This window comes from Thermococcus gorgonarius (assembly GCF_002214385.1).
GTDB lineage: Archaea > Methanobacteriota_B > Thermococci > Thermococcales > Thermococcaceae > Thermococcus > Thermococcus gorgonarius.
The window spans coordinates 743,695-762,868 of the sequence record NZ_CP014855.1; the positions used below are offsets into that span (position 1 = coordinate 743,695).

18 protein-coding genes are annotated in these 19,174 nt (G+C 53.5%); 9 read left to right on the forward strand and 9 right to left on the reverse strand.

Going from position 1 to position 19,174, the window contains the following annotated elements:
- The first annotated feature begins 1 nt into the window (after position 1).
- The 4 genes from A3K92_RS04215 (at position 2) to A3K92_RS04230 (ending at position 4,800) form a co-directional block, all read left to right on the forward strand.
- Complete coding sequence (locus A3K92_RS04215; RefSeq protein WP_088885074.1) at positions 2 to 436, forward strand: DUF1699 family protein; 435 nt, start codon at positions 2 to 4, stop codon at positions 434 to 436.
- 72 nt (positions 437 to 508) lie between these two features.
- A complete protein-coding gene (locus tag A3K92_RS04220; protein WP_088885075.1) occupies positions 509 to 1,312 on the forward strand; it encodes a GTP cyclohydrolase IV in 804 nt (267 codons plus the stop codon).
- 18 nt (positions 1,313 to 1,330) lie between these two features.
- Complete coding sequence (locus A3K92_RS04225; RefSeq protein WP_088885076.1) at positions 1,331 to 2,422, forward strand: HD domain-containing protein; 1,092 nt, start codon at positions 1,331 to 1,333, stop codon at positions 2,420 to 2,422.
- A gap of 179 nt (positions 2,423 to 2,601) precedes the next feature.
- Positions 2,602 to 4,800 carry an elongation factor EF-2 gene (locus tag A3K92_RS04230; protein WP_088885077.1) on the forward strand — a complete coding sequence of 733 codons (2,199 nt, stop codon included), beginning with the start codon at positions 2,602 to 2,604 and terminating at the stop codon, positions 4,798 to 4,800.
- A 68-nt stretch (positions 4,801 to 4,868) separates the two neighbouring features.
- Here the strand turns inward: A3K92_RS04230 and A3K92_RS04235 are convergent, their stop codons facing one another.
- Genes A3K92_RS04235 through A3K92_RS04245 form a run of 3 tightly spaced genes read right to left on the reverse strand, consistent with a single transcriptional unit; the run spans position 4,869 to position 7,919 of the window.
- Positions 4,869 to 7,190 carry a DNA polymerase gene (locus A3K92_RS04235; protein WP_088885078.1) on the reverse strand — a complete coding sequence of 774 codons (2,322 nt, stop codon included), beginning with the start codon at positions 7,188 to 7,190 and terminating at the stop codon, positions 4,869 to 4,871.
- Positions 7,187 to 7,663, reverse strand: a complete 477-nt coding sequence (locus tag A3K92_RS04240; protein WP_088885079.1) for a DUF3368 domain-containing protein — start codon at positions 7,661 to 7,663, stop codon at positions 7,187 to 7,189. Before A3K92_RS04240 ends, A3K92_RS04235 begins: the two co-directional genes overlap by 4 nt.
- Positions 7,647 to 7,919: a hypothetical protein gene (locus tag A3K92_RS04245; protein ID WP_088885080.1), complete on the reverse strand. Its 273-nt coding sequence runs from the start codon at positions 7,917 to 7,919 to the stop codon at positions 7,647 to 7,649. The genes A3K92_RS04240 and A3K92_RS04245 overlap by 17 nt, the downstream gene beginning before the upstream one ends.
- An 81-nt stretch (positions 7,920 to 8,000) precedes the next feature.
- Here A3K92_RS04245 and A3K92_RS04250 point away from each other — a divergent pair, with 81 nt between their 5' ends.
- On the forward strand, positions 8,001 to 9,356 hold the full coding sequence (locus tag A3K92_RS04250) for an RsmB/NOP family class I SAM-dependent RNA methyltransferase (RefSeq protein WP_088885081.1): 1,356 nt from the start codon (positions 8,001 to 8,003) through the stop codon (positions 9,354 to 9,356).
- Here A3K92_RS04250 and A3K92_RS04255 read toward each other — a convergent pair.
- On the reverse strand, positions 9,353 to 9,970 hold the full coding sequence (locus tag A3K92_RS04255; RefSeq protein ID WP_088885082.1) for a TIGR00296 family protein: 618 nt from the start codon (positions 9,968 to 9,970) through the stop codon (positions 9,353 to 9,355). The two genes, A3K92_RS04250 and A3K92_RS04255, sit on opposite strands and share 4 nt — an antisense overlap.
- A gap of 96 nt (positions 9,971 to 10,066) precedes the next feature.
- Here A3K92_RS04255 and A3K92_RS04260 point away from each other — a divergent pair, with 96 nt between their 5' ends.
- From A3K92_RS04260 to A3K92_RS04275, 4 genes are read left to right on the forward strand one after another with little or no spacing between them, the layout of a single operon-like run.
- Positions 10,067 to 10,369 (forward strand): MTH1187 family thiamine-binding protein, encoded by a 303-nt coding sequence (locus A3K92_RS04260; RefSeq protein WP_088885083.1) that lies wholly within the window; start codon positions 10,067 to 10,069, stop codon positions 10,367 to 10,369.
- Between the two features lie 2 nt (positions 10,370 to 10,371).
- The gene (locus A3K92_RS04265; protein ID WP_088885084.1) at positions 10,372 to 11,535 is read left to right on the forward strand and encodes a DUF373 family protein; all 1,164 of its coding nucleotides are present in this window, start codon (positions 10,372 to 10,374) and stop codon (positions 11,533 to 11,535) included.
- Entirely contained in the window at positions 11,471 to 12,532 is a 1,062-nt protein-coding gene (locus tag A3K92_RS04270) for a V-type ATP synthase subunit I domain-containing protein (protein ID WP_232460918.1), read from the forward strand. Before A3K92_RS04265 ends, A3K92_RS04270 begins: the two co-directional genes overlap by 65 nt.
- Before the next feature lie 41 nt (positions 12,533 to 12,573).
- On the forward strand, positions 12,574 to 13,419 hold the full coding sequence (locus tag A3K92_RS04275; RefSeq protein WP_088885086.1) for a deoxyribonuclease IV: 846 nt from the start codon (positions 12,574 to 12,576) through the stop codon (positions 13,417 to 13,419).
- Between the two features lie 4 nt (positions 13,420 to 13,423).
- Here the strand turns inward: A3K92_RS04275 and A3K92_RS04280 are convergent, their stop codons facing one another.
- From A3K92_RS04280 to A3K92_RS04300, 5 genes are all read right to left on the reverse strand, one after another.
- The gene (locus tag A3K92_RS04280; RefSeq protein ID WP_088885087.1) at positions 13,424 to 15,034 is read right to left on the reverse strand and encodes a B12-binding domain-containing radical SAM protein; all 1,611 of its coding nucleotides are present in this window, start codon (positions 15,032 to 15,034) and stop codon (positions 13,424 to 13,426) included.
- Positions 15,035 to 15,164: 130 nt separating this feature from the next.
- Positions 15,165 to 16,208, reverse strand: a complete 1,044-nt coding sequence (locus A3K92_RS04285; RefSeq protein ID WP_088885088.1) for a DmpA family aminopeptidase — start codon at positions 16,206 to 16,208, stop codon at positions 15,165 to 15,167.
- Between the two features lie 139 nt (positions 16,209 to 16,347).
- Complete coding sequence (locus A3K92_RS04290) at positions 16,348 to 17,058, reverse strand: ABC transporter permease (RefSeq protein ID WP_232460919.1); 711 nt, start codon at positions 17,056 to 17,058, stop codon at positions 16,348 to 16,350.
- Positions 17,055 to 17,996, reverse strand: a complete 942-nt coding sequence (locus A3K92_RS04295) for an ABC transporter ATP-binding protein (protein ID WP_088885090.1) — start codon at positions 17,994 to 17,996, stop codon at positions 17,055 to 17,057. The genes A3K92_RS04290 and A3K92_RS04295 overlap by 4 nt, the downstream gene beginning before the upstream one ends.
- Entirely contained in the window at positions 17,993 to 19,153 is a 1,161-nt protein-coding gene (locus tag A3K92_RS04300; protein WP_088885091.1) for a WD40 repeat domain-containing protein, read from the reverse strand. The genes A3K92_RS04295 and A3K92_RS04300 overlap by 4 nt, the downstream gene beginning before the upstream one ends.
- Positions 19,154 to 19,174 lie beyond the last annotated feature (21 nt).

Sequence of the window (19,174 nt, forward strand, 5' to 3'; positions counted from 1 at the left end):
GATGAGGGTGGAGGTTAAGGCCAGAAACAACGGTGAACTCCTGAGGAAGCTCGATAAAAGCCTTAACGAGAACGTTACCGAGGTCTACATAAACCTCCGCCCGACGAAGGAGATAGTGGTTCACATCCTTGAGAGGGCTCCCAACGTTAGAAGGATCAGCTGTCCGCCGAGTCTCTACCCAAAGGTCTCTAAAAGGATAATAAACGCCCTTTCCCAGCTCGGCGTGGAGCTCGTACCCGAAAGTTTTCCCAGAGGAAGACCCAAGAAGTACGACGAGGAGACTCTGAGAAAGGTTGTTGAGATGATAGAATCCGGCAAAGGGGCCAAAGAAGTAAGCGAGAGCCTTAACATTCCGCTCAGAACGGTCTACTATATCGTCAAGAACTTTAAAGGGCATTCCTTCGAAAGGAGAATCCTGTCCAGAATGAAGGAATAGCTGGTTGTTCTCAGCGGGGTAGGTTTAAAAACCAATTGGATTAGATTTCCCTAATTAGAAGGGGGGAGCGGCATGATTTTTGAGACACAGGAAGAGACTCCTGAGATCAGAGAACCCCTGAGAAGGGTCGGTATAACCAACCTGAGAACCGTGGCCAAGATAAACTGGAAGGGGAGAGAGTACACATTCCTCCCGCTGATAGAGGCCACCATTGACCTACCTGCTGAAAAAAAGGGTATACACATGAGTAGGCTCATTGAAAGCGTTACCGATGCAATGAGCGAGGCTGTGGAAGAGGAAGTCAAAACCGCTCATGAGTCCCTTGAAGAACTTGGAAAGAGCGTAATCGAACGAATCGAAAGAAAGCATCCGCATAAACGAGCTGAGATCTGGATCAAAACTCATCTAATCATTCCAAAGAAAACTCCTGCAAGCGGAAAAACCAGCTACGAGCCCTACGACGTTGAGGTAGGTGTTATAAAGAACGAAAACGGTACCTTTGAGAAAGTACTCCGGGTCAGGGTTATCGGAAACACCGTCTGTCCACATGCCATGGCCAACAACAACGGAAAGACCCACATCCAGAGGGCCGTTGGGGAGCTGGAGGTAAAGGCCGACTTCAATGAGGAAATAGCACTTGAGGACATGATAGAAGTCGTTGAGAGTTCTTTCAGCAGTCCAACGTATACGTTGCTCAAAACTCCGGACGAGAACGCAGTCGTTCAGAGGATGTTTGAAAACCCGAAGTTCGTTGAGGATGTTGCTAGAGAAATATTCGCCAAGGCCAAGGAGCGCTTTAAAGGGAAAATCCACGTCCGCGTCATCAGCAACGAGAGTATACACAAGCACGACGTCATAGCGGAGACGTGGAGCTAGTCATGGAGGTCACCCTCCATGAAGCTCGTCCATGATCCGATTCACGGCTACATAGAGCTTGATGAATTCGCAATCAAAATCGTGGACACCCCAGAGTTTCAGAGGCTCAGGAGGATAACCCAGCTCGGCTTTGCCTTCCTTGCTTATCCATCCGCCAGACACACCCGCTTTGAGCACTCGCTTGGGACTTTCCACCTCGCCAAGGAGATAAGGCACTATAACCCAGAGATCGAGGAGGAAGCCGTCTACGCGGCCCTGCTTCACGACATCGGCCACTACCCCTTTTCACACACCCTTGAGGGCCTGTTCCCGAGACACGAAGAGAACACCGTCTGGCTGATAAAGCACGGAGAGATCAGGGACGCTATCGAGGAGAACTACTCGGTCTCAAAACTCATCAAGTTCCTCAAGCATCCGGTCGTCAGCGGCGACATCGACTCGGACAGAATGGACTACCTCGTCAGGGACGCCTACTATACGGGAGCCGCATACGGCGTCGTTGACCTTGAGAGGCTCGTTAGGAACCTGATTTTCACCAAGGGTATGCTCGTCGTTGGAGCGAAGGGAATCATGGCGGCTCAGAACCTTCTACTGGCGAGGGCAATGATGTACCCGACGGTTTACTTCCACCACACCGCAAAGATAGCCGAGGTCATGCTTCGAAAGGCCGTTGAGCTTGAGGGGATAAGCACTGAGGAGATACGCCTCATGGACGAGGTAGACCTCGTTTCGAGGCTGAGAAACAGTGAAAAGCCTGAAGTAAGGGAACTCATGAAGGCCATAGACAACAGGAAGCTTTACAAGAGGGTTCTCTGTTCAAACAGTGAGCTTTCCCCTGAAACGGTGGAATACATCAAGCGGGCTCTGGAAGAGGAGTTCGCCCACCTTGCCCTCATTGATTACCCACCCAAGCCAAAATACGAGGAGAGGAACGCCTTTGTGCTGGTAGACGGTGAGCTGAAGAGGCTCAGCGAGGTTTCACCTCTTGTTAAGTCGCTGGTTGAGCTCAAAAATGTGTACTGGAGATGGTGTGTTTACGCCAGGAAGGACGTTAAGGAGGACGTCGAAGGCGCGCTAAAAAAAGCTTTTGTAATTTGCCGAAGTAGTTGAAAAATCTTTAAGGAAGGGCTGGAAGATACCCCGTTGGCCGTCCTTACTTAAAATATCTCCTCTCCAGAGCCTTGAGTATTTTTCCATGTTCACATCGACTCGAAATTTCACCAGGAAAAGCTTTATAACTGCACCTTTTAAGTTAAGCCGACAAGCTCATCAGAGGATGGTGGTGTTGTATGGGAAGAAGGGAAGAGATGATTGCGAAGATTAAGGAACTTATGACCCAGCCCGAGAGGATCAGGAACATGGGTATCGCCGCTCACATTGACCACGGTAAGACTACCCTTAGCGACAACCTGCTCGCGGGCGCTGGTATGATAAGCGAAGAACTCGCCGGAAAGCAGCTCGTCCTTGATTTCGACGAGCAGGAGCAGGCGAGGGGTATTACTATCAACGCGGCCAACGTTTCGATGGTCCACAACTACGAGGGCAACGACTACCTCATCAACCTGATTGATACTCCGGGTCACGTTGACTTCGGTGGTGACGTTACCAGGGCCATGCGTGCCATAGACGGTGCGATTATCGTTGTCGACGCCGTTGAGGGTGTCATGCCCCAGACCGAGACCGTTCTCAGGCAGGCTCTGAGGGAGTACGTCAAGCCCGTCCTCTTCATCAACAAGGTTGACAGGCTCATCAAGGAGCTCAAGCTCACCCCCCAGCAGATGCAGGAGCGCTTCGTCAAGGTCATTACCGACGTCAACAGGCTCATCAAGCGCTACGCCCCCGAGGAGTTCAAGAAGGAGTGGCTCGTCAACGTTAACGACGGTAGCGTCGCCTTTGGTTCGGCCTATTACAACTGGGCCCTCAGCGTGCCCTTCATGAAGAAGACCGGGGTTTCATTCAAGGACGTCATTGACCTCACCAACGCCGGTGATTTAAAGACCCTCAGGAAGAAGGCCCCGCTCCACGTTGTGGTTCTTGATATGGTCGTCAGGCACCTCCCGAACCCGCTCCAGGCCCAGAAGTACAGGATTCCGCACCTCTGGAGGGGAGACATAAACAGCGACGTCGGTCAGGCCATGCTCAAGTGCGACCCGAAGGGACCGATGACTATGGTTGTCACCAAGATCATCCTCGACAAGCACGCCGGTGAGGTAGCCACCGGCCGCGTCTGGAGCGGTACCGTCAAGACCGGCCAGGAGGTTTACCTGATCAACAGCAAGAGGAAGTCCAGAATCCAGCAGGTCGGCATCTACATGGGGCCAGAGAGGATCAACATGGAGGCCGTCCCCGCTGGAAACATCGTCGCTGTAACTGGTCTCCGCGATGCCATGGCCGGCGAGACCGTTTCAACCGAGCAGATCGAGCCGTTTGAAGCACTCCACTACGCGAGCGAGCCTGTCGTCACCGTTGCCATTGAGGCCAAGAACGTTAAGGATCTTCCAAAGCTCGTTGAGGCCTTGAGACAGCTTGCCAAGGAGGACCCAACGCTCCACGTCAAGATCGACGAGGAGACCGGCCAGCACCTCCTCAGCGGTATGGGTGAGCTCCACCTCGAGGTCAAGCTCTACCGCCTTAAGACAGAGTGGAAGCTCGACGTCGATGTTTCACCGCCTATAGTAGTTTACCGCGAGAGCGTCACCAAGCAGAGCCCGATCGTCGAAGGAAAGTCACCGAACAAGCACAACAGGTTCTACATCACTGTCGAGCCAATGCCTGATGAGATCTACCAGGCAATCAAGGAGGGAATCATCCCAGAAGGAAGGCCGAAGGATCCGAAGGAAGTCGCCAAGAAGCTGGCTGAGCTCGGTATGGACTACGAGATGGCCAAGGGAATCGTTGACGTTTACAACGGCAACATGTTCTTCGACAACACCAAGGGTATCCAGTACCTGAACGAGGTTATGGACCTACTCGTTGACGGTTTCCACCAGGCAATGGACGAGGGGCCACTCGCCAAAGAGCCAGTCATGAAGGTCATCGTCCGCCTGCACGACGCTAAGATACACGAGGACAACGTCCACCGCGGTCCGGCCCAGATCTACCCGGCTATAAGGACCGCAATCCACTGTGCCATGATGAAGGCCGGGCCGGTTCTCTACGAGCCGTACCAGAAGGTCATCATCAACATACCCTACGAGTACATGGGCGCCGTCAGCAGGGAGCTCAACCAGAGGCGCGGCCAGCTCATCGACATGAGGCAGGAAGGCGAGGTCATGATCATCATCGGCGAGGCACCCGTCGCCGAGATGTTCGGATTTGCTGGAGCAATACGTGGAGCGACCAGCGGTAAGGCCCTCTGGACAACAGAACATGCTGGCTTCAAGCGCGTTCCGAACGAGCTGGCACAGCAGATCATCAGGCAGATACGCCAGAGGAAGGGCCTCGACCCGAACCCGCCGACCGAGAAGGACGTCTGCCCGCAGCAGTGAGATCCTTCTCTTTTCTTCTCAAAAATTTCAAAATTTAAACAAGAAAAACTCCGACAAATTTGTTTTTGTCATGTCTTAGGTTTTAGCCACGCCCCCAAGCCAACCTGCCGCGTTTTCTGATACCTTAAATCTTCTTTACGGTAACCAAAGGCCCTCAGAATCCTCTCCACAGCTGGAAGAACCTGGTTCTCGATGTAGTATTCTGCATCGTACTTGTGCTTTGCCGGGTCAAATTCGTCAAAGGGTATAGCCCTGTCCCCAATCCTTCCCGAGCCTTTGAGCACGATGTAGCTTATGACCGTTCCGGGCCGGATTTTTATCCCCCTTGCGGCGAGGCGTTTTGCAACAGCCACATGCGGCCCGGTGGCCTTGTAGTCCTTCAGGTCGCGGGTTATCTGCTCGTAGATGACCAGCTTCTCCGGTGGAACCTCGTACTTGCTCAGCTTCTCCGTAACCTCTTTGACAATCCTTACCGCTTCTTCAACGTCACCGTGCTTTAGTATCGCCTCAAGAACCCTCGCCTGCGTCTCCTTCGCTATCTCGCTCCAGTCACGCCTAACTATTTCAAGCCCGCGCGTCGTTATCTTGTCCTCCTCGTCTATAACCGCGTACTTCTTCTTCGTCACGAAGAAGCCGCGCTTGTAGAAGCCCTCGTATTCGAGTTCGAGCAGGCCGGGCAGTTTGGCGTTGATGTAGTCCAGGAACTCCTTTGCCTTCTTTTTGACGGTTTCGGCGTCCGCTCCAGGTATTGTTGCGAAAAATCCATCTGTGTCCGCGTAGAGGACTTTAAAGCCAAATTTCTCCTCTATTTCCCTTATCGTGGTCTCGATGTACTGCCTGCCCCAAGCGGTAACGCTCTCGGCGCACTCCTTGCAGTACCAGCGGGCCTTTGCATAGCCGTAGTAACCGTAGAAGCTATTAGCAAGGATTTTGATTGCTCGTTGCCTGTAATCGAGGAGTTTCTTCTCGATTGGGTCTATAGTGGCCTTCATCTTCTTCTTTACCTTCTGTCTCTCCTCCAAGAGGTCTCCGAGGAGGCTTGGGATGAAGCCGGGGAAGTCCTTGCAGAACTTATGGCCTACCTGAGGAGCCACGTCGTACTCCTCACAACCCTCCCTGTTGAGTGTATCAGGGGAGACGTTATGGGTGATTATTATCGAAGGATACAGGGAGCGGAAGTCCAGATACACGATGTTCTCCCACAGTCCCCTTTCGGGCTCCTTGACGTATCCACCCGCGTAGCTCTCCCTTCTTCTTGCCAGCTCCCTCTCGTCCGGCTTGTTTGGTGCAAGTTCATTCCTCTCGTAGGCCTTCCTCAGCAAAAACCACTCGACGAGGTTTCCGGTACTCGAGCGAGATACATCCCAGAGGCTCTGGCCTACGAGGCGCGAGAGCTGGGCTTCCATAGGGAAGAACTCTTTTCCGAGTTCATAGGTTACCTTTGCGTCCTCCATCGAGTAGCGGGCCACCCTTTCTAATCCCTCGCCCGTTTCCCAGGCCTGCGCTATCTCCTCAGCGTAGACCTTCTCCTTCGGCTGTCCAAAGATGGCTTCATATACTGCCTCAAGGGTGTAAGTGGGGAGGTTAATCGTTCTCCTAATGACGGGGTAGAGGTCGAAGTGAATCCTTCCCTTGACCTCCACCGCAAAGCGATCGCCCATGCGCTGGATTTTCGGCTCGCTCCCTTCCCTTCCGAGGATGAACTTGACTCCGAGCTTCTCGGAGCGCTTCTTGAGGTAGGCGAAGTCGAAGTTGTCGCCGTTGTAGGTTATGAGGACGTCGGGATCCTTTTCCTTGACGACCTTGAGGAAGCGCTTTATCATCTCCTTCTCGGTGGAAACGACGTCGACATAGGGAAGGTCGATATTCTTCCAGGTAATAACGCGCGCCCCTTCCTCGTCGGCGTAGCTTATCATCAGGATAGGCCCTTCGGCGAACTCCTCGCCCTCGTGATAGAGCGTCTCGATGTCGAAGGCGAGCATCTTAAGTTCCTCGTCGCCCTCCATCGGGATTAAGCCTTTGTCTATGAGGTAGCGCTTCGCGAAGGGGATGTCGTACTCGTAGATGTCCACAACGGCAGGATGCTCCTTTATCTTGTCCCTGATTGCGGGAACGTCCTGGGGGTGAGTGAAGTAGAGCTTCCAGACCTCTATCGGCCTGCCTAGGAACTTCTTCTTCACTTTCTCGGCCCTGACAACCCTAACGGTAGTGCCGTGCCTCTCGGCAGTTATCTTCTTGACGTCCTCAATCGCAGAGTCGTCCTTCAAGAGCGCGTAGATGTATGGCTCAAAGTTTCTGTCGTAGTCTATTTTGAACTCGCCGTTCTCCTTCTTGAAGATCCTGATGACGGGCTTTCCATCCTCAGTTATGTAGTCTGTATCGAGGATCATAACTCACCACCCATAATCCTGTAAAACAATTCTGGGCGTATCCTAAACCCGACCGAACGCAGAGCATTAAATAGCTCGTCGTCAGTCTCCTTCAAAAGACCGGCATCCTTAAGAAGCCTCAGAACTGCCACCGTGCCAATGACACTGAGTCCCTCCAATCTTGCCGCTTTGCGGGCCTTTAAATCGTCCAGTATGACAAAAGCTCCGAGTTCCTTGGCGAGTGCTATTGCCTCCAGTTCTCCACGGTGGAGCCCTGAATAGCCGGGCAGAGCCTCTCTGGAGGGAGAAGCTATCTTAACCTCCCCTGACTTCAGCAATTTTGAGAGAACCGAACTAACTTCGTCTTCTTTGGCGTTGATCTCTTCAACAACAGCCTCTGGAACAAAAACTTCGCCGAAGAGTCTAACCGCGTGCTTTAGGTATCCGAGCTTTGCGAGGGCTATGACGGGAGAAGAGTTAAAGACGACCTTCACGTTTCAACTCCTCCCTAATCTCCTTCAGCTTTGAGAGTTCAAGCTCGGCTTCTTCTTCGTCAAGGAGCGAATATTCAACGCCCAGCTTGTCAAGGAGAAATGAAAGCTCTTCGAGTTTCATGTCCAAGAGTTCTGCGGCCTTCTCAAGAGTTATTTGGTGACTTACGAGCAGGCCTATCACTTTTAAGAACCGCTCCTTTTCCTCGTAATCTTTGAAGAGGGGAAAGTTGAACACCAGCCGGTTAACTTCTTCCATGCCCTTCACCAGTGGGTATTAGGCAAAGGGGCTAATAAACCTCACCACCACCTTTTTAAACCTCCTCCCTAATTCCCGCCCATGGAGCTGTTTTACCGAGTGAGCTTTCAGGAAGTGGTGGCGGACGCGCTGATGCTCGTTGAGGAGCGCGAGCTGTCTTCCAAGCACGCGCTTGAGAGGGTCTTTAAGCGAGTGGCCGGAAAGGACCGTGAGAAGGCGAGGGGTTTGGCACATGCATACGTCTTCGAGATAGAGAAGTGGCGGGCAAAGATAGACTTCATAATCAACTCGGTTTTGAAAGGCTCAACCGTTGAAGACCTCGATCCCTATCTGGCAAACCTCCTCCGCATAGGGACTTTTGAGATACACTTCCGGAAGGTTCCTCCCGCGATAGCTACCGACTCAATAATCCGCGTGGTTAAAGAAAAGTTCGATTTCTCCCGCGCCAAATTCGTCAACGCGCTGATGCACTCGATAGAGAAGTTCGACGTCGAAAAGGCCCTAAAGAGGCTCAAGGAGAAGGACAGGATAGAGTGGTTGAGCGTTCGCTTCTCCCACCCGCGCTGGTACGTGGAGTATGTTATCGACCTTTTTGGCTACGACGAAGCGGTAAGGCTTCTCCTCAGCAACAACAAACCTCAGCGCTACTACGTAAGGGCTAACACGTTGAAGACAGATGTTGACTCGCTGAGGGACTACCTTGAGGAAAACGGCGTTAGGACTGCCTTAACTCCGGTTCCTGACGTGTTGAAAGTCCTCGAGTATAAAACGCCGGTCACGAGGCTCGACTGGTACAAACAAGGGAAGTTCGTAATTCAGGATTTGGCCTCAGCATATGTCGCCCACGTCCTAAATCCGGAGCCGGGCGAGAGGGTTCTCGATTTGGCAGCGGCCCCCGGCTCGAAGACATTCCACGCGGCGGCTCTGATGGAGAACAGGGGCGAAATCGTCGCGGTTGACTACTCCTACGACAGACTGATGAGAATGAAGGAGAAGATGAAGCTTTTGGGTATTAAAAACGTCAAACTGGTTCACGCCGACGGCCAGAGCTTCAGGGACAAAGACAAGTTCGACAAAATAATCCTCGACGCGCCGTGTTCAAGCTCCGGGACCTACCGCCAGTTCCCCGAGGTGAAGTGGCGCTTCGACGGGGAGAAGATTAAGCGCATAATCAGTGTGCAGAGGAACATGCTCCGCAACGCCTACGAGAACCTCCGCGACGGCGGCAAGATGACCTACTCGACCTGCTCAATTAGAATCGATGAGGACGAGGAGAACGTGCTCTTCGCGGTAAACCGGGTTGGGCTGGAGCTTATCCCCTATGACTTCAGCTGGGGAGACAGGGGCTCCCTTGAGATTGGAGACAAGGTCTTCCGCGCCTGGACTCACAGGCACGACTGCAACAGCTTCTTCATTGCAAAATTGGGGAGGGGTTAAACCAGCGGCTTCCTCCTCACCGGCCCCCTTGGGTATTCTTCCTCGAATATCTCTGCGGTAAAGCGGTAGACCTTCGTGTCCTCATCGAGCCAGCAGTCTGGCGGCAAGCCGGCTTTCCAGCAGGTCTGCGCCAAAAACTCCTCCTCGTCCCAGCCCCACTCTATCGGAACCTGCGGGAGCAGTAAGCCCGAGTAGATGCCCTTCTCGATGAGCAACCCATCCCTGCCGACCTTTATCTTCTTTGGCCTCTCCTCGGGCGGGCCTTCAACGGGTTCTGGCGGTGTGAGGACGCTTACCTCAACGACAAGGTCATCAAGCTCGCTCTCCCTCACCGGCGGGAAGCGCGGGTCGTCAACGGCGGCATAGATGGCCGCCTTTATCGTCGCCTCAACCAACGGGTAAATCGGGAGCGGGAAGCCTATGCAGCCACGAAGGGCGGCCTGAGGCGGAACGTTATGCCTGTTGAGGGTGACGAAGACGCCCATCTTCTCCCACAGCTCGGGCGGTGTGTCCTTGGGAGGTTGTATAACCTTCCCGTGTCTCACGTACTCCTCGACGGCCTTCCTCGCGAGCCTGACGAGGAACTCACCCCATTCATCCTTTATCCTGTACACCAGTACCACCTGGGGGAAGTAGGTTTGCCATGCTTATTAGGTTAACCTGCCGCAAGGTTTAAAATGTGCCGAAAGTAGTTAAGTCGGGTGTCGAAATTGGTCATCGTTGAGTTCGCGATTGTTCCTTTGGGCGAGAGGAGTCTGAGCCGGTACGTTGCAGAAGTAGTAAAGCTTTTAGAGAGGAAGGGTGTTAAATATCAACTGACACCCATGTCAACGATAATTGAGGTTCCAACGGTTGGGGATGCATTCGAGATAATAAAAGAGGCGCACGAGCTGATGTTTACGCTGGGAGCACAGAGGGTATCAACAACTATACGGATTGACGACAGGCGGGACAGACCAGTCCGGATGGAGGACAAAGTTAGGTCGGTAATGGAGAAGGTTCACGGGGGGTAGTGATGAAGGTTCTTGTGCTGGCCATCGATAGGGATGATGACTTCGGTAAGAAGGCCGGTGTTAAGGGACCGGTTATTGGAAAGGGTAAATGTATAGACGCCGCCCTAAAGCTGAGCCTTGCTGACCCCGAAGACAGCGATGCGAACGTTGTCTATGCCGCCGTCAAGCTCTACGATGAGCTCAAGAAGAGCGGTGAGTTCGAAGACGTTGAGGTTGCCCTGATAACTGGTCATCCAGAAGTTGGGGTTAAAAGTGATCTAGAGCTTGCCAGGCAGCTTGACGAGGTTTTGAAAAAGTTTCCGGCCGATGGTGTCATACCCGTGACCGACGGAGCCGAGGACGAGCAGGTGTTCCCGATTTTATCCTCCCGGTTACCCATTGTGAGCTCCAAGAGGGTGGTTGTCAAACAGAACGAGACGATTGAGACTACCTATTACGTTATCTACCGCTACATCAAGGAGATTCTAAGCGACCCCGAGGCTTCAAAGGTCTTCCTTGGAATTCCCGGCCTGATCTTCCTCCTCTACGGTGTGGGGAAGCTCCTTTCTGTCAGCTATCCCCAGAGCATGAACATAATATCAAACATCGTTGCTGGCGTCATCCTCCTCTTCATAGGAGGCTACGCCTTTACCAAGGGCTTTAGGATTCAGATCTTCAGGGCCCTAGTCAATGAGTTTATTCAGGTAATCTTTGGTGTTTCAGGCCTCTTAATAATCATAGCCGGAATGATAAACGCCTACGTGAATATAGACTCCTACGCAATCGAGTTGCTCGGCAAAGTTCCCGAACCGGGCCTCATAAAGCTGATCCTGTACATCCACTCGATCAATACCACCATCATCATTGGCATAGCCGTTGTCCTTGTTGGCCGTATTGTTCAGGCCTACTTGAAAAAAGACCCCCACATATGGTACAACATTGCCGGGCTGCTGATATTGCCAACGTTCTGGATAATAGTGGACGTTACGAGCCGCTACGCTCTCTCCGTGATAAACTTCCACTCCCTCGCAACTGTCATTGAGATCTCGGCGGCGTTTGTGGACGTTATCTTCAGCGTGATGATCTCAACGTTTATTAGGAGGTATTCTATCCGCTGGGCGAATGGTGATGAGATTGAAACTGGAGCAGGCGATCAAGAGGTACGAATTGCTCAGGAAGCAACGTGAAGCCGAGCTTGAGAGGTTGAGAAGTGAATACCTTGACCGGGTGCGTGAAATAATCGGTGAGATCCTACGCATCCTGGATGGGCTTGAGAAAAAAGAGCCGCCAAAGGACGTTGACTCCCACCTGCTCAGGGTGGCCCTCAGGGAGAGGGACGCCTACGTATCAACCCTTAGGCGGATCCTTGGCGGCATTACAGCTATGGACGAGCTTGAACGAAAGCTGGGGGAGATCTCCAAACTCCATGTTGGGCACGGGAGATACCTGATAGTCCTCTTCAAGAAGGACGTCTACCGCGTTAACGGTCTCTTAAAGGAGCTCGGGGAAATCTATGGAGAATACTCCCTGAAAATCCGGGAGAAAGGGCTTCCGGATCTTGACGTTGCCAGGCTCATCGCGGAAATGGAGGAGGTCAGGAAGGAGATCTCCAGTATGGAACAGAGACTCGACGAGCTCTCTCGGTTGAGGGAAGAGCTTGAGGGTGGGAGATCCTCTGAATCTCCAGAACTGGAAGGGCTAGTTGGGGAAAAGAACGCCCTTGAGGTGAGGCTGAGAACCCTCCAGACCGAGGTACGATCAAAGGCCTCAAAGCTTCAGAAACCCCTGAAAAGGATGCGCATTCCGGAAGCTGCCCCATTCATCAAGGACACCTCCCACGTCCTCCAGAAGCCGGAGGAGTTCCTGGAACTGGTCAGAAGGGTTTATCTCTCTCTTGATAAGAAGGCGAAGAAAGCCGCGGACTGGCTGCTCCAGAACCTTCTCAGCAAGGTTCAAGAGATAACGGAAATCGAAAAACAGATCGGCCTCATTACCTCCCAGGTCGAATCGGCTAGGGGATCTATGAAAGCCAGTGAGGAATCACTCAAGACGACTGAGGAGGAGATTAAAAGGATTGAGTATGAGCTCCGGAAACTCCGCAACCGCCTTTCCTCGATCGAGGATGAACTGGAAAGGGAAGTTCTGGTTCTTGAGAGGATCTTAGGTGAGAAAATCGAGCGGTAGGCTTATAAGTTAGGCCTCCCTAATTCTTTTGGGTGGTGAGCATGTTTAAGGTTGATAGACTGCGCTTCGGAACGGCCGGGATCCCGCTCTCAACGCCGAAGCGCTCAACCATAGACGGTATAATCCACGTTAGAAACCTCGGTTTAGATGCCATGGAGCTCGAGTTCGTCCGCGGAGTCAACCTCAGTCCGGAATTGGCTAAGAAGATAAAGTACGTTGCCAAGAAGCACGATGTCCTTCTAACCGCTCACGCCCCCTACTACATCAACCTCAACGCGAGCGAGAAGGCAAAGGTCGAGGCCAGCAAGAGGAGGATTATCCAGAGTGCCGAAAGACTTCATCAAGCCGGTGGTTGGAGCGTTGTCTTCCACGCTGGCTACTACCTCAAACAACCCCCCGAGAGCGTCTACCAGAGGATCTTAGAGGCCCTGAAGGACGTTCAGAAAGAGCTCATGGACAAAGGCATTAAGGTCTGGATAAGGCCCGAGCTGACGGGAAAGCCGACCCAGTTCGGCGACCTGAAGGAGATTGTCAAGCTGAGCGAGGAGCTTGAGATGGTTCTCCCGACGATAGACTTCGCACATGCACACGCGAGGAACAGGGGGGAGTGCAACTCGACCGAAGAATGGCGCGAGATGCTGGCCTTCATTGAGGAGAGGCTCGGCAGGGAAGCCCTCGACAATATGCACATACACATGTCGGGCATAGAGTACACCGACAAGGGCGAGAGGAGACACCTCAACCTCCAGGAGAGCGACATGAAGTGGGAAGACCTGCTCCGCGTTCTCAAGGAGTTCAAGGTCAAGGGAGTTGTCATAAGCGAGAGTCCAAACATAGAGGGCGATGCACTCCTGATGAAGAAGAAATACGAGGAGATAGAGGCCTGAACCTTTAGTAGGCCTCCGCGAGGGCAGGCTTGGAATACCACCTGTGTTCATCAACCTCGATCCTCAGGCCTTCCAGCGGCTCCAGCCTCTTGACCTCGTAGCCTTTGCTTTTGCCCCACTTCTCGATCTGCCTTATGACGATCCTCGTCCCCAGTCTGGCCAGGGGGTAGAACGGTATCAGGAACGGGTTGTTCTTCATAACCGCCGGCAGTCCCCCCGTAACTTCCCGCATCATGTGCTTCCAGGCGTAGTACAGGTGGAGGAACTGGCCGTAGGTGATCATGTCGTCGATTTTGTAGAACTCCTGGTCCTTGAGGAGGCCCATGGGCACGAACGCCAGGGGCGTGACCGTGAAGTGCGCCCTGTTGCCGAGCTTTTCCTCGAGTTCCTTCTCCATCGTAATTATGAGGCGGGCCGTCATTATCTCGTATTCATCGGTATCACCGGGGAGGCCGAGGATTGTGGTGTAAGCCGGGAACCAGTAGTTCTTGTTGAAGACGTAGGTTCCGTTGAGCAGAACCCAGGGCCACTCTTCGGGCGAGAAGGGCTTCATCTTGTTGTTCATGTATTTGCCTATCAGCTCGGGCGAGGCTGTCTCGAAGCCCACCTGTATGCCCACCCAGTGGTCCGGCCCGGCATCGACTATCTCGGATATCCGCTCTATCATTCCCGGAACCGCCAGGGCCCCTGCCACCGCGCCGTGGGTCGGGTTCACGTTCCCCGTGTACCTCCTCGCGACCTCAAAGAGCTCCACAACGGCCTCTGCGTTGGGGTAGAAGTTCTTCCTGTCCTCCACCCGGTAGAGGAATATGTCCTCGCTGTGTAGCCAGGCGTGGTCTATTCCAGCGTTGACATTGAACCTTATTTCCTCCTCAATCTTCTCGATGGGTATATAGCGGGCCACCCTCAGGTTGGGCTCGCAGAAGCGGCACCCCCTGCCGCAGCCCCTCATTACCTCGACAAGCCCCTTGTAGGACGGGGCTACTATCGTTGGTATCTGCTCCACCCTCGGCCATCCCCTCACGAATACCGTCTCGTCGGCACTTCCGCTCTCTATGTCCCTGAAGATTTCGCCCGCTACGTGGTCAACTTCGCCCATCACAACGTGGTCTATTCTGAGTTTCTCCCGCTCTTCCCTTCTAAATTCGAGCTGCCATGCACCGGGTCCGCCAACGACAAACTTGAACTTCAGCCCCTTCGACTCTCGAACCCGGTTTATCCTGTTGATCAGCTCCCTGAACTTGACGCTCGTGTAGTTCCTCCACTGGCCGCCCTTCGTGAACATCATGCTGACAGGCCCGAGGCCGAGGGGGTCCATCTCGTAAAGGGCAACTATAGTGGTTTTCTCGTCAATAAACCGCTCCACAGCCCGCGGGTGGGCTACCACGACTTCATTCCGGTTGAATCCGTCTCTCAGTAGTGCCGCTTCAACTTTCCTCAGTCCGTAAGGGGCCTGACTGAGAACGCCGTTCTCATCCGGCAGCTGGGTGTCGAAGAAGCGAAAGACCCACTTTGGCAGTTTATCGTAGGGCGCACAGCCCAGAAAATCGAGCAACGGCACGTCATGGTACGTGCTCGTCAGGGTCTCGTCCGTCGTCAGGACGATGCGGGCCATTTTATCACCTCATGGGTATGAAGAAAATCTTGCATATATATGCGTTTCGGATTTCTCTAAAGTGGATTGATAAAACTAAAAACATTCCAAGTTAACACTAAAAACCATGGTAAAAAAGAGTCGAACGAGCCTACGCACGCTCAATCATCCCGTGCTTCTCCAGAATTTCAAGAACCTTCTCCATGGGCAGCGCATATCTTACGTGTCCGTTGCCTTCAACTGTTTTCGCCTGCAGGAGAGCGTTGATTATCGCCTCTTCCGTTGCCTCGGCGGTAGCTCTGAAGAGCCTGCTGAGGGAGTTATCGGGCAGGAAACTCACGAATTCGGGTTCCTTCCCCATTGGAACCGTCTGGGCTGTAGAGAAAGCTAGAACAACGTCGCCGCTTCCGTGGTAGGCGTAGCCTCCTGTTCTCGCCAACCCCACAACGGCCCTCTTTGCGAGTCTCTTCAACTGCCTCGCCGTAAGAGGAGCGTCTGTGGCAACTACCATAGAAATGCTGCCCTTTCCAGATGTACCTCTCCCGGGGTAGTCCTTCAGGTAGAGCCCAACCGGGACGCCGGCGATAGTCAAGTCCTCTCTCCTCCCGAAGTTCGCCAGGACGAGGGAAGCTACCGTGTATTCTTCGCCACCGATTTCAACGACCCTTGATGATGAGCCGATTCCACCCTTGAACTCGAAGGCGCTCATTCCGGTTCCTGCTCCAACGGAACCCTCCTCGAAGTCGAGTTTGGCGCTCTTAACGGCCTCGAAGTAGTGCTCCTCACGAACGGCCATCCTCCGAATGTCGTTCAGGTAGGAGTCGTTGCACTCCATGACAACGGGCGAGACGCTCCTTAAATCGGAATTTAGCTCGATCATGTGTCTAACCATCGCGCTCGCAACAGTATAGACACTCAGCGTATTGGTTAGGGCAATGGGCGTCTCGATGTAGCCGAGCTCATCGACCTGAACGAAGCCTATCGGTTTGGAAAAGCCGTTCATGACGAAGGTGGAGGCAAAAAGCCTCTCTCGATAGGGGTTTTTCACGGGTGGTAAAAGAACTGTAACGCCGGTTCTGATGTTCTCGCCTTCGATGAGGGTTGTGTGACCGACCCTGATGCCCAGGTCCGCTATGGAGTTCCTCTTTCCGTGCTCGTGGAGGCCAATTCTTATTCCCAGCTCTGGGGCCTTCATGGTGATCCCCAGCCTTCGTTGAAAAAGGAACCTTTTAAGACTAGCTTTAAAAATCAAGCCGGAAAAATAGGATGGGCAATGAGGACTAGCAAGCAAACTGAGAGCTCACGGATGATGACGTGAACACCCTCCGAGCCCATCAATACATTCTTCTGAGCGATCTGACCGAGAGGAGCATGAAGAGCAGCGTCATGAAGAGGAGCAACGGCAGCGAATAGAGTGGGGCTATAACGTCATAGTAGCCGAGGAGCGAATACCTAAGGGCATCGACGGAGTACGTCATCGGCGTTATCAAACCTATCGCCATGAACCACTTCGGAAAGAGCGTAAGCGAGGCTATGGCACCGCTTGTGAACATCATCGGCAGCCTTATCACGTTGAGCCAGGTCATCACGTTTATCGGGTTCTCGACGACGAGCGAGATGTAGACACCGAGGGCAGAGAAGGCGAGGTTGGCCAGGAGGATTCCGAGCAACGTCAGCGGCCAGTTCCAGACGGAGTAGACCATGAAGTACCTGACGAGGGTCAGAGTTATCGCGCTCACCATGAGGCCGAAGAGGGCTCCGACTAAAACCTTGGCAAGGATTATTTCACCGTAGCTTATTGGGGCCAGCAGAAGCCTCTCAAAGGTCTTTAACCTCCTCTCGAAGATGAGTGAGGATGCCACGAACGACGTCGTTGCGAAGAGGGCCGAGATGCTGACGAGACCCGGGGCAAGGTGGTCGATGTCGCCGAAGCGGACTATGAAAGCTAAGCTGAACACTATCGGGAACACTAGGCCCCAGCTTATCGAGCCGGGCTTGAACATGTACTCCTTGAGCTCCTTGGCGATTATTGGGACTACCTTCACAGCGGACACCCCCCACAGGCGCAGGGCTTCTCGCGATCTTCATTGTTGTCTGTAAGCTGGAGGAAGACTTCCTCTATGCTCGGAAGCTCGGTAGAGAGGTGCAGGATCCTGAAGCCGAGCTCCCTCTTGAGTTCCCAGAACTCCTCCAGAAAAGCGTCCGGGTCTTCAACGGTCACCACGAGCGTCTCTCCGTCGGGCTTCGGCGAGTATGGCTCGAGGAAGCGGAGAAACCGGTTGCTCAGAGGTTCAACGCGGAAGCGCACCTTAATGCCCTTTCCGACGAGCTTCCTCAGCTCGCTGCGCTTCCCAACAGCCACGATTTTTCCCCTGTTTATTATGGCTATCCTATGAGGCAGCGTTTCCGCCTCGGTCATGTTGTGGGTTGTGAGGAATATCGTTTTTCCTTCCTTGTTGAGGAGTTGGATCATATTTCTGACGAGGTTAGCCGACTGGACGTCTAAAGCCACCGTCGGCTCATCGAGGAAGAGAACCGGCGGCTCGTGGATTAATGCCGCCACAATGGTGGCCCTCCGCTTGTAGCCCGAGCTGAGCTTTCCGAACTTCCTCTTCGCCGGGAGGTTGAAGTCCTTTATCAGCCTTGAAACGTTCTCCATAGGAGCGTCGTAGAGTTTGGCCAAGAAGCGGAGGTTCTCCTCGACGGTCAGCTCGTCGTAGAGGTTCGAGACATCCTGGACGACGCCGATGGTTTTCTTAACGGCCTTCTTCTCCTTCTTCACGTCGTATCCGTTGACGTAGGCCTCCCCGCTGGTTATCGATGTGAGTGTTGAGAGCATCCTGACGGTTGTCGTCTTCCCGGCGCCGTTCGGCCCGAGAAAGCCGAATATCTCCCCCTGCTTTACTTCGAAGCTTATCCCATCGACTGCCGTGAAGTCCCCGTAGCGCTTGGTGAGGTTCTTTGCTTCTATTACAACATTCACTCTCTCATCTCCCTCCAGGCGAAGAGACCCGCTATCAGGACGGCGAGTATTATTCCTCCAGCAACGAGCGGGTTTCCAAGGCCCCTCTTGCCGGTTTTTTCCGTCGTGGTTTCAACCGGGTTGGAAGTTCCACCGAGAATCGCAAAGTCGACCGTGCCTTCACACATCTCCTTTCCGTGAACCCTATGAGTCACAGCTAAATAGCGGGCGTCCTTTGAAATGGCCACCCGCTCAACGGTCTCGTTGGGATAATAGTCCCAGAGGACGTTCCCGTCGGGCCCTATGAAGAGGGCATCGTCACCACCGGCCACGATGGTGTAGCCCCTCGCCGTGTCCACATCAAAGGCCTCTAGGAAGAAGGGGACGGAGTAAACCTCGTTCCCGTTTTTGTCGAGGAGCACTATCCTATCGAGCGCACCTGCAACGGCAACGTTCTCACCGTCGAAGCCGATCTTCATAACCTTTCCGTCGAAGTGCTTTCCCCAGAGCTCGTTCCCGCTCCAGTCGAGGGCCACAACCTCGCTCCACGACTCGTCGCTGGAGAGTATGAGGGCAACTATCATGTCCTTTGATCCGTAGACATTCCTTACCTGGCCATCGAAGTGCTTTGAGAACAGCTCGGAGCCATCGAGACCAAGGGCCACGAGGTCGCCGTTATCGTTGCCCGCGAGGACCTTATCTCCAAAGAGATCGACGGTCCACACAAAAGCCCCCGTATCGTGCTTCCACTTCAGCTTCTGGTTCTCAAAGAAGTAAACGTTCCCATCGCCGCTTCCGGCAACGGCGTATCTGCCATCGGGCGAGATGTCAACGGCCCACACGACGTCGCCGGTTTTGTACTCCGCGGTTAGTCCCTTTCCAGGCTCAAAGAACTGCACCCAGTTTCCGTCGGTTCCTATGATCAAGGTATCGCTGTCACTCAGTGCCGCGGAGTAGGCGAACCCCCTAACGGGGGCACGGAGGAGTCTCTCGCCGTTTTTGTTCAGGATTATGGCATAGTAGCCGAAGCCCAAGCCAAGATCTCCGTTGTTATTGAAGGCAACGGAAAACACTATGCAGTCGTCGTGGTAGTGCCACGCCCAAGTGGGCTGAGCAGAAACGGGGATGAGTACAGTGGCAAAGAGAAGCGCGAGTACAGCCGTGACTAACTTTTTCATTCTATTACACCAGGAAGGTAC

Bases quoted from the DNA above. Each gene is read 5' to 3' on its own strand.
- A3K92_RS04245 (WP_088885080.1), bottom strand. From the start codon at position 7,919: ATGGAAGAAGTTAACCGGCTGGTGTTCAACTTTCCCCTCTTCAAAGAT.
- A3K92_RS04215 (WP_088885074.1), top strand. From the start codon at position 2: ATGAGGGTGGAGGTTAAGGCCAGAAACAACGGTGAACTCCTGAGGAAG.
- A3K92_RS04285 (WP_088885088.1), bottom strand. From the start codon at position 16,208: ATGAAGGCCCCAGAGCTGGGAATAAGAATTGGCCTCCACGAGCACGGA.
- A3K92_RS04230 (WP_088885077.1), top strand. From the start codon at position 2,602: ATGGGAAGAAGGGAAGAGATGATTGCGAAGATTAAGGAACTTATGACC.
- A3K92_RS04265 (WP_088885084.1), top strand. From the start codon at position 10,372: ATGAAGGTTCTTGTGCTGGCCATCGATAGGGATGATGACTTCGGTAAG.
- A3K92_RS04300 (WP_088885091.1), bottom strand. From the start codon at position 19,153: ATGAAAAAGTTAGTCACGGCTGTACTCGCGCTTCTCTTTGCCACTGTA.
- A3K92_RS04220 (WP_088885075.1), top strand. From the start codon at position 509: ATGATTTTTGAGACACAGGAAGAGACTCCTGAGATCAGAGAACCCCTG.
- A3K92_RS04250 (WP_088885081.1), top strand. From the start codon at position 8,001: ATGGAGCTGTTTTACCGAGTGAGCTTTCAGGAAGTGGTGGCGGACGCG.
- A3K92_RS04280 (WP_088885087.1), bottom strand. From the start codon at position 15,034: ATGGCCCGCATCGTCCTGACGACGGACGAGACCCTGACGAGCACGTAC.
- A3K92_RS04225 (WP_088885076.1), top strand. From the start codon at position 1,331: ATGAAGCTCGTCCATGATCCGATTCACGGCTACATAGAGCTTGATGAA.
- A3K92_RS04235 (WP_088885078.1), bottom strand. From the start codon at position 7,190: ATGATCCTCGATACAGACTACATAACTGAGGATGGAAAGCCCGTCATC.
- A3K92_RS04275 (WP_088885086.1), top strand. From the start codon at position 12,574: ATGTTTAAGGTTGATAGACTGCGCTTCGGAACGGCCGGGATCCCGCTC.
- A3K92_RS04270 (WP_232460918.1), top strand. From the start codon at position 11,471: ATGGTGATGAGATTGAAACTGGAGCAGGCGATCAAGAGGTACGAATTG.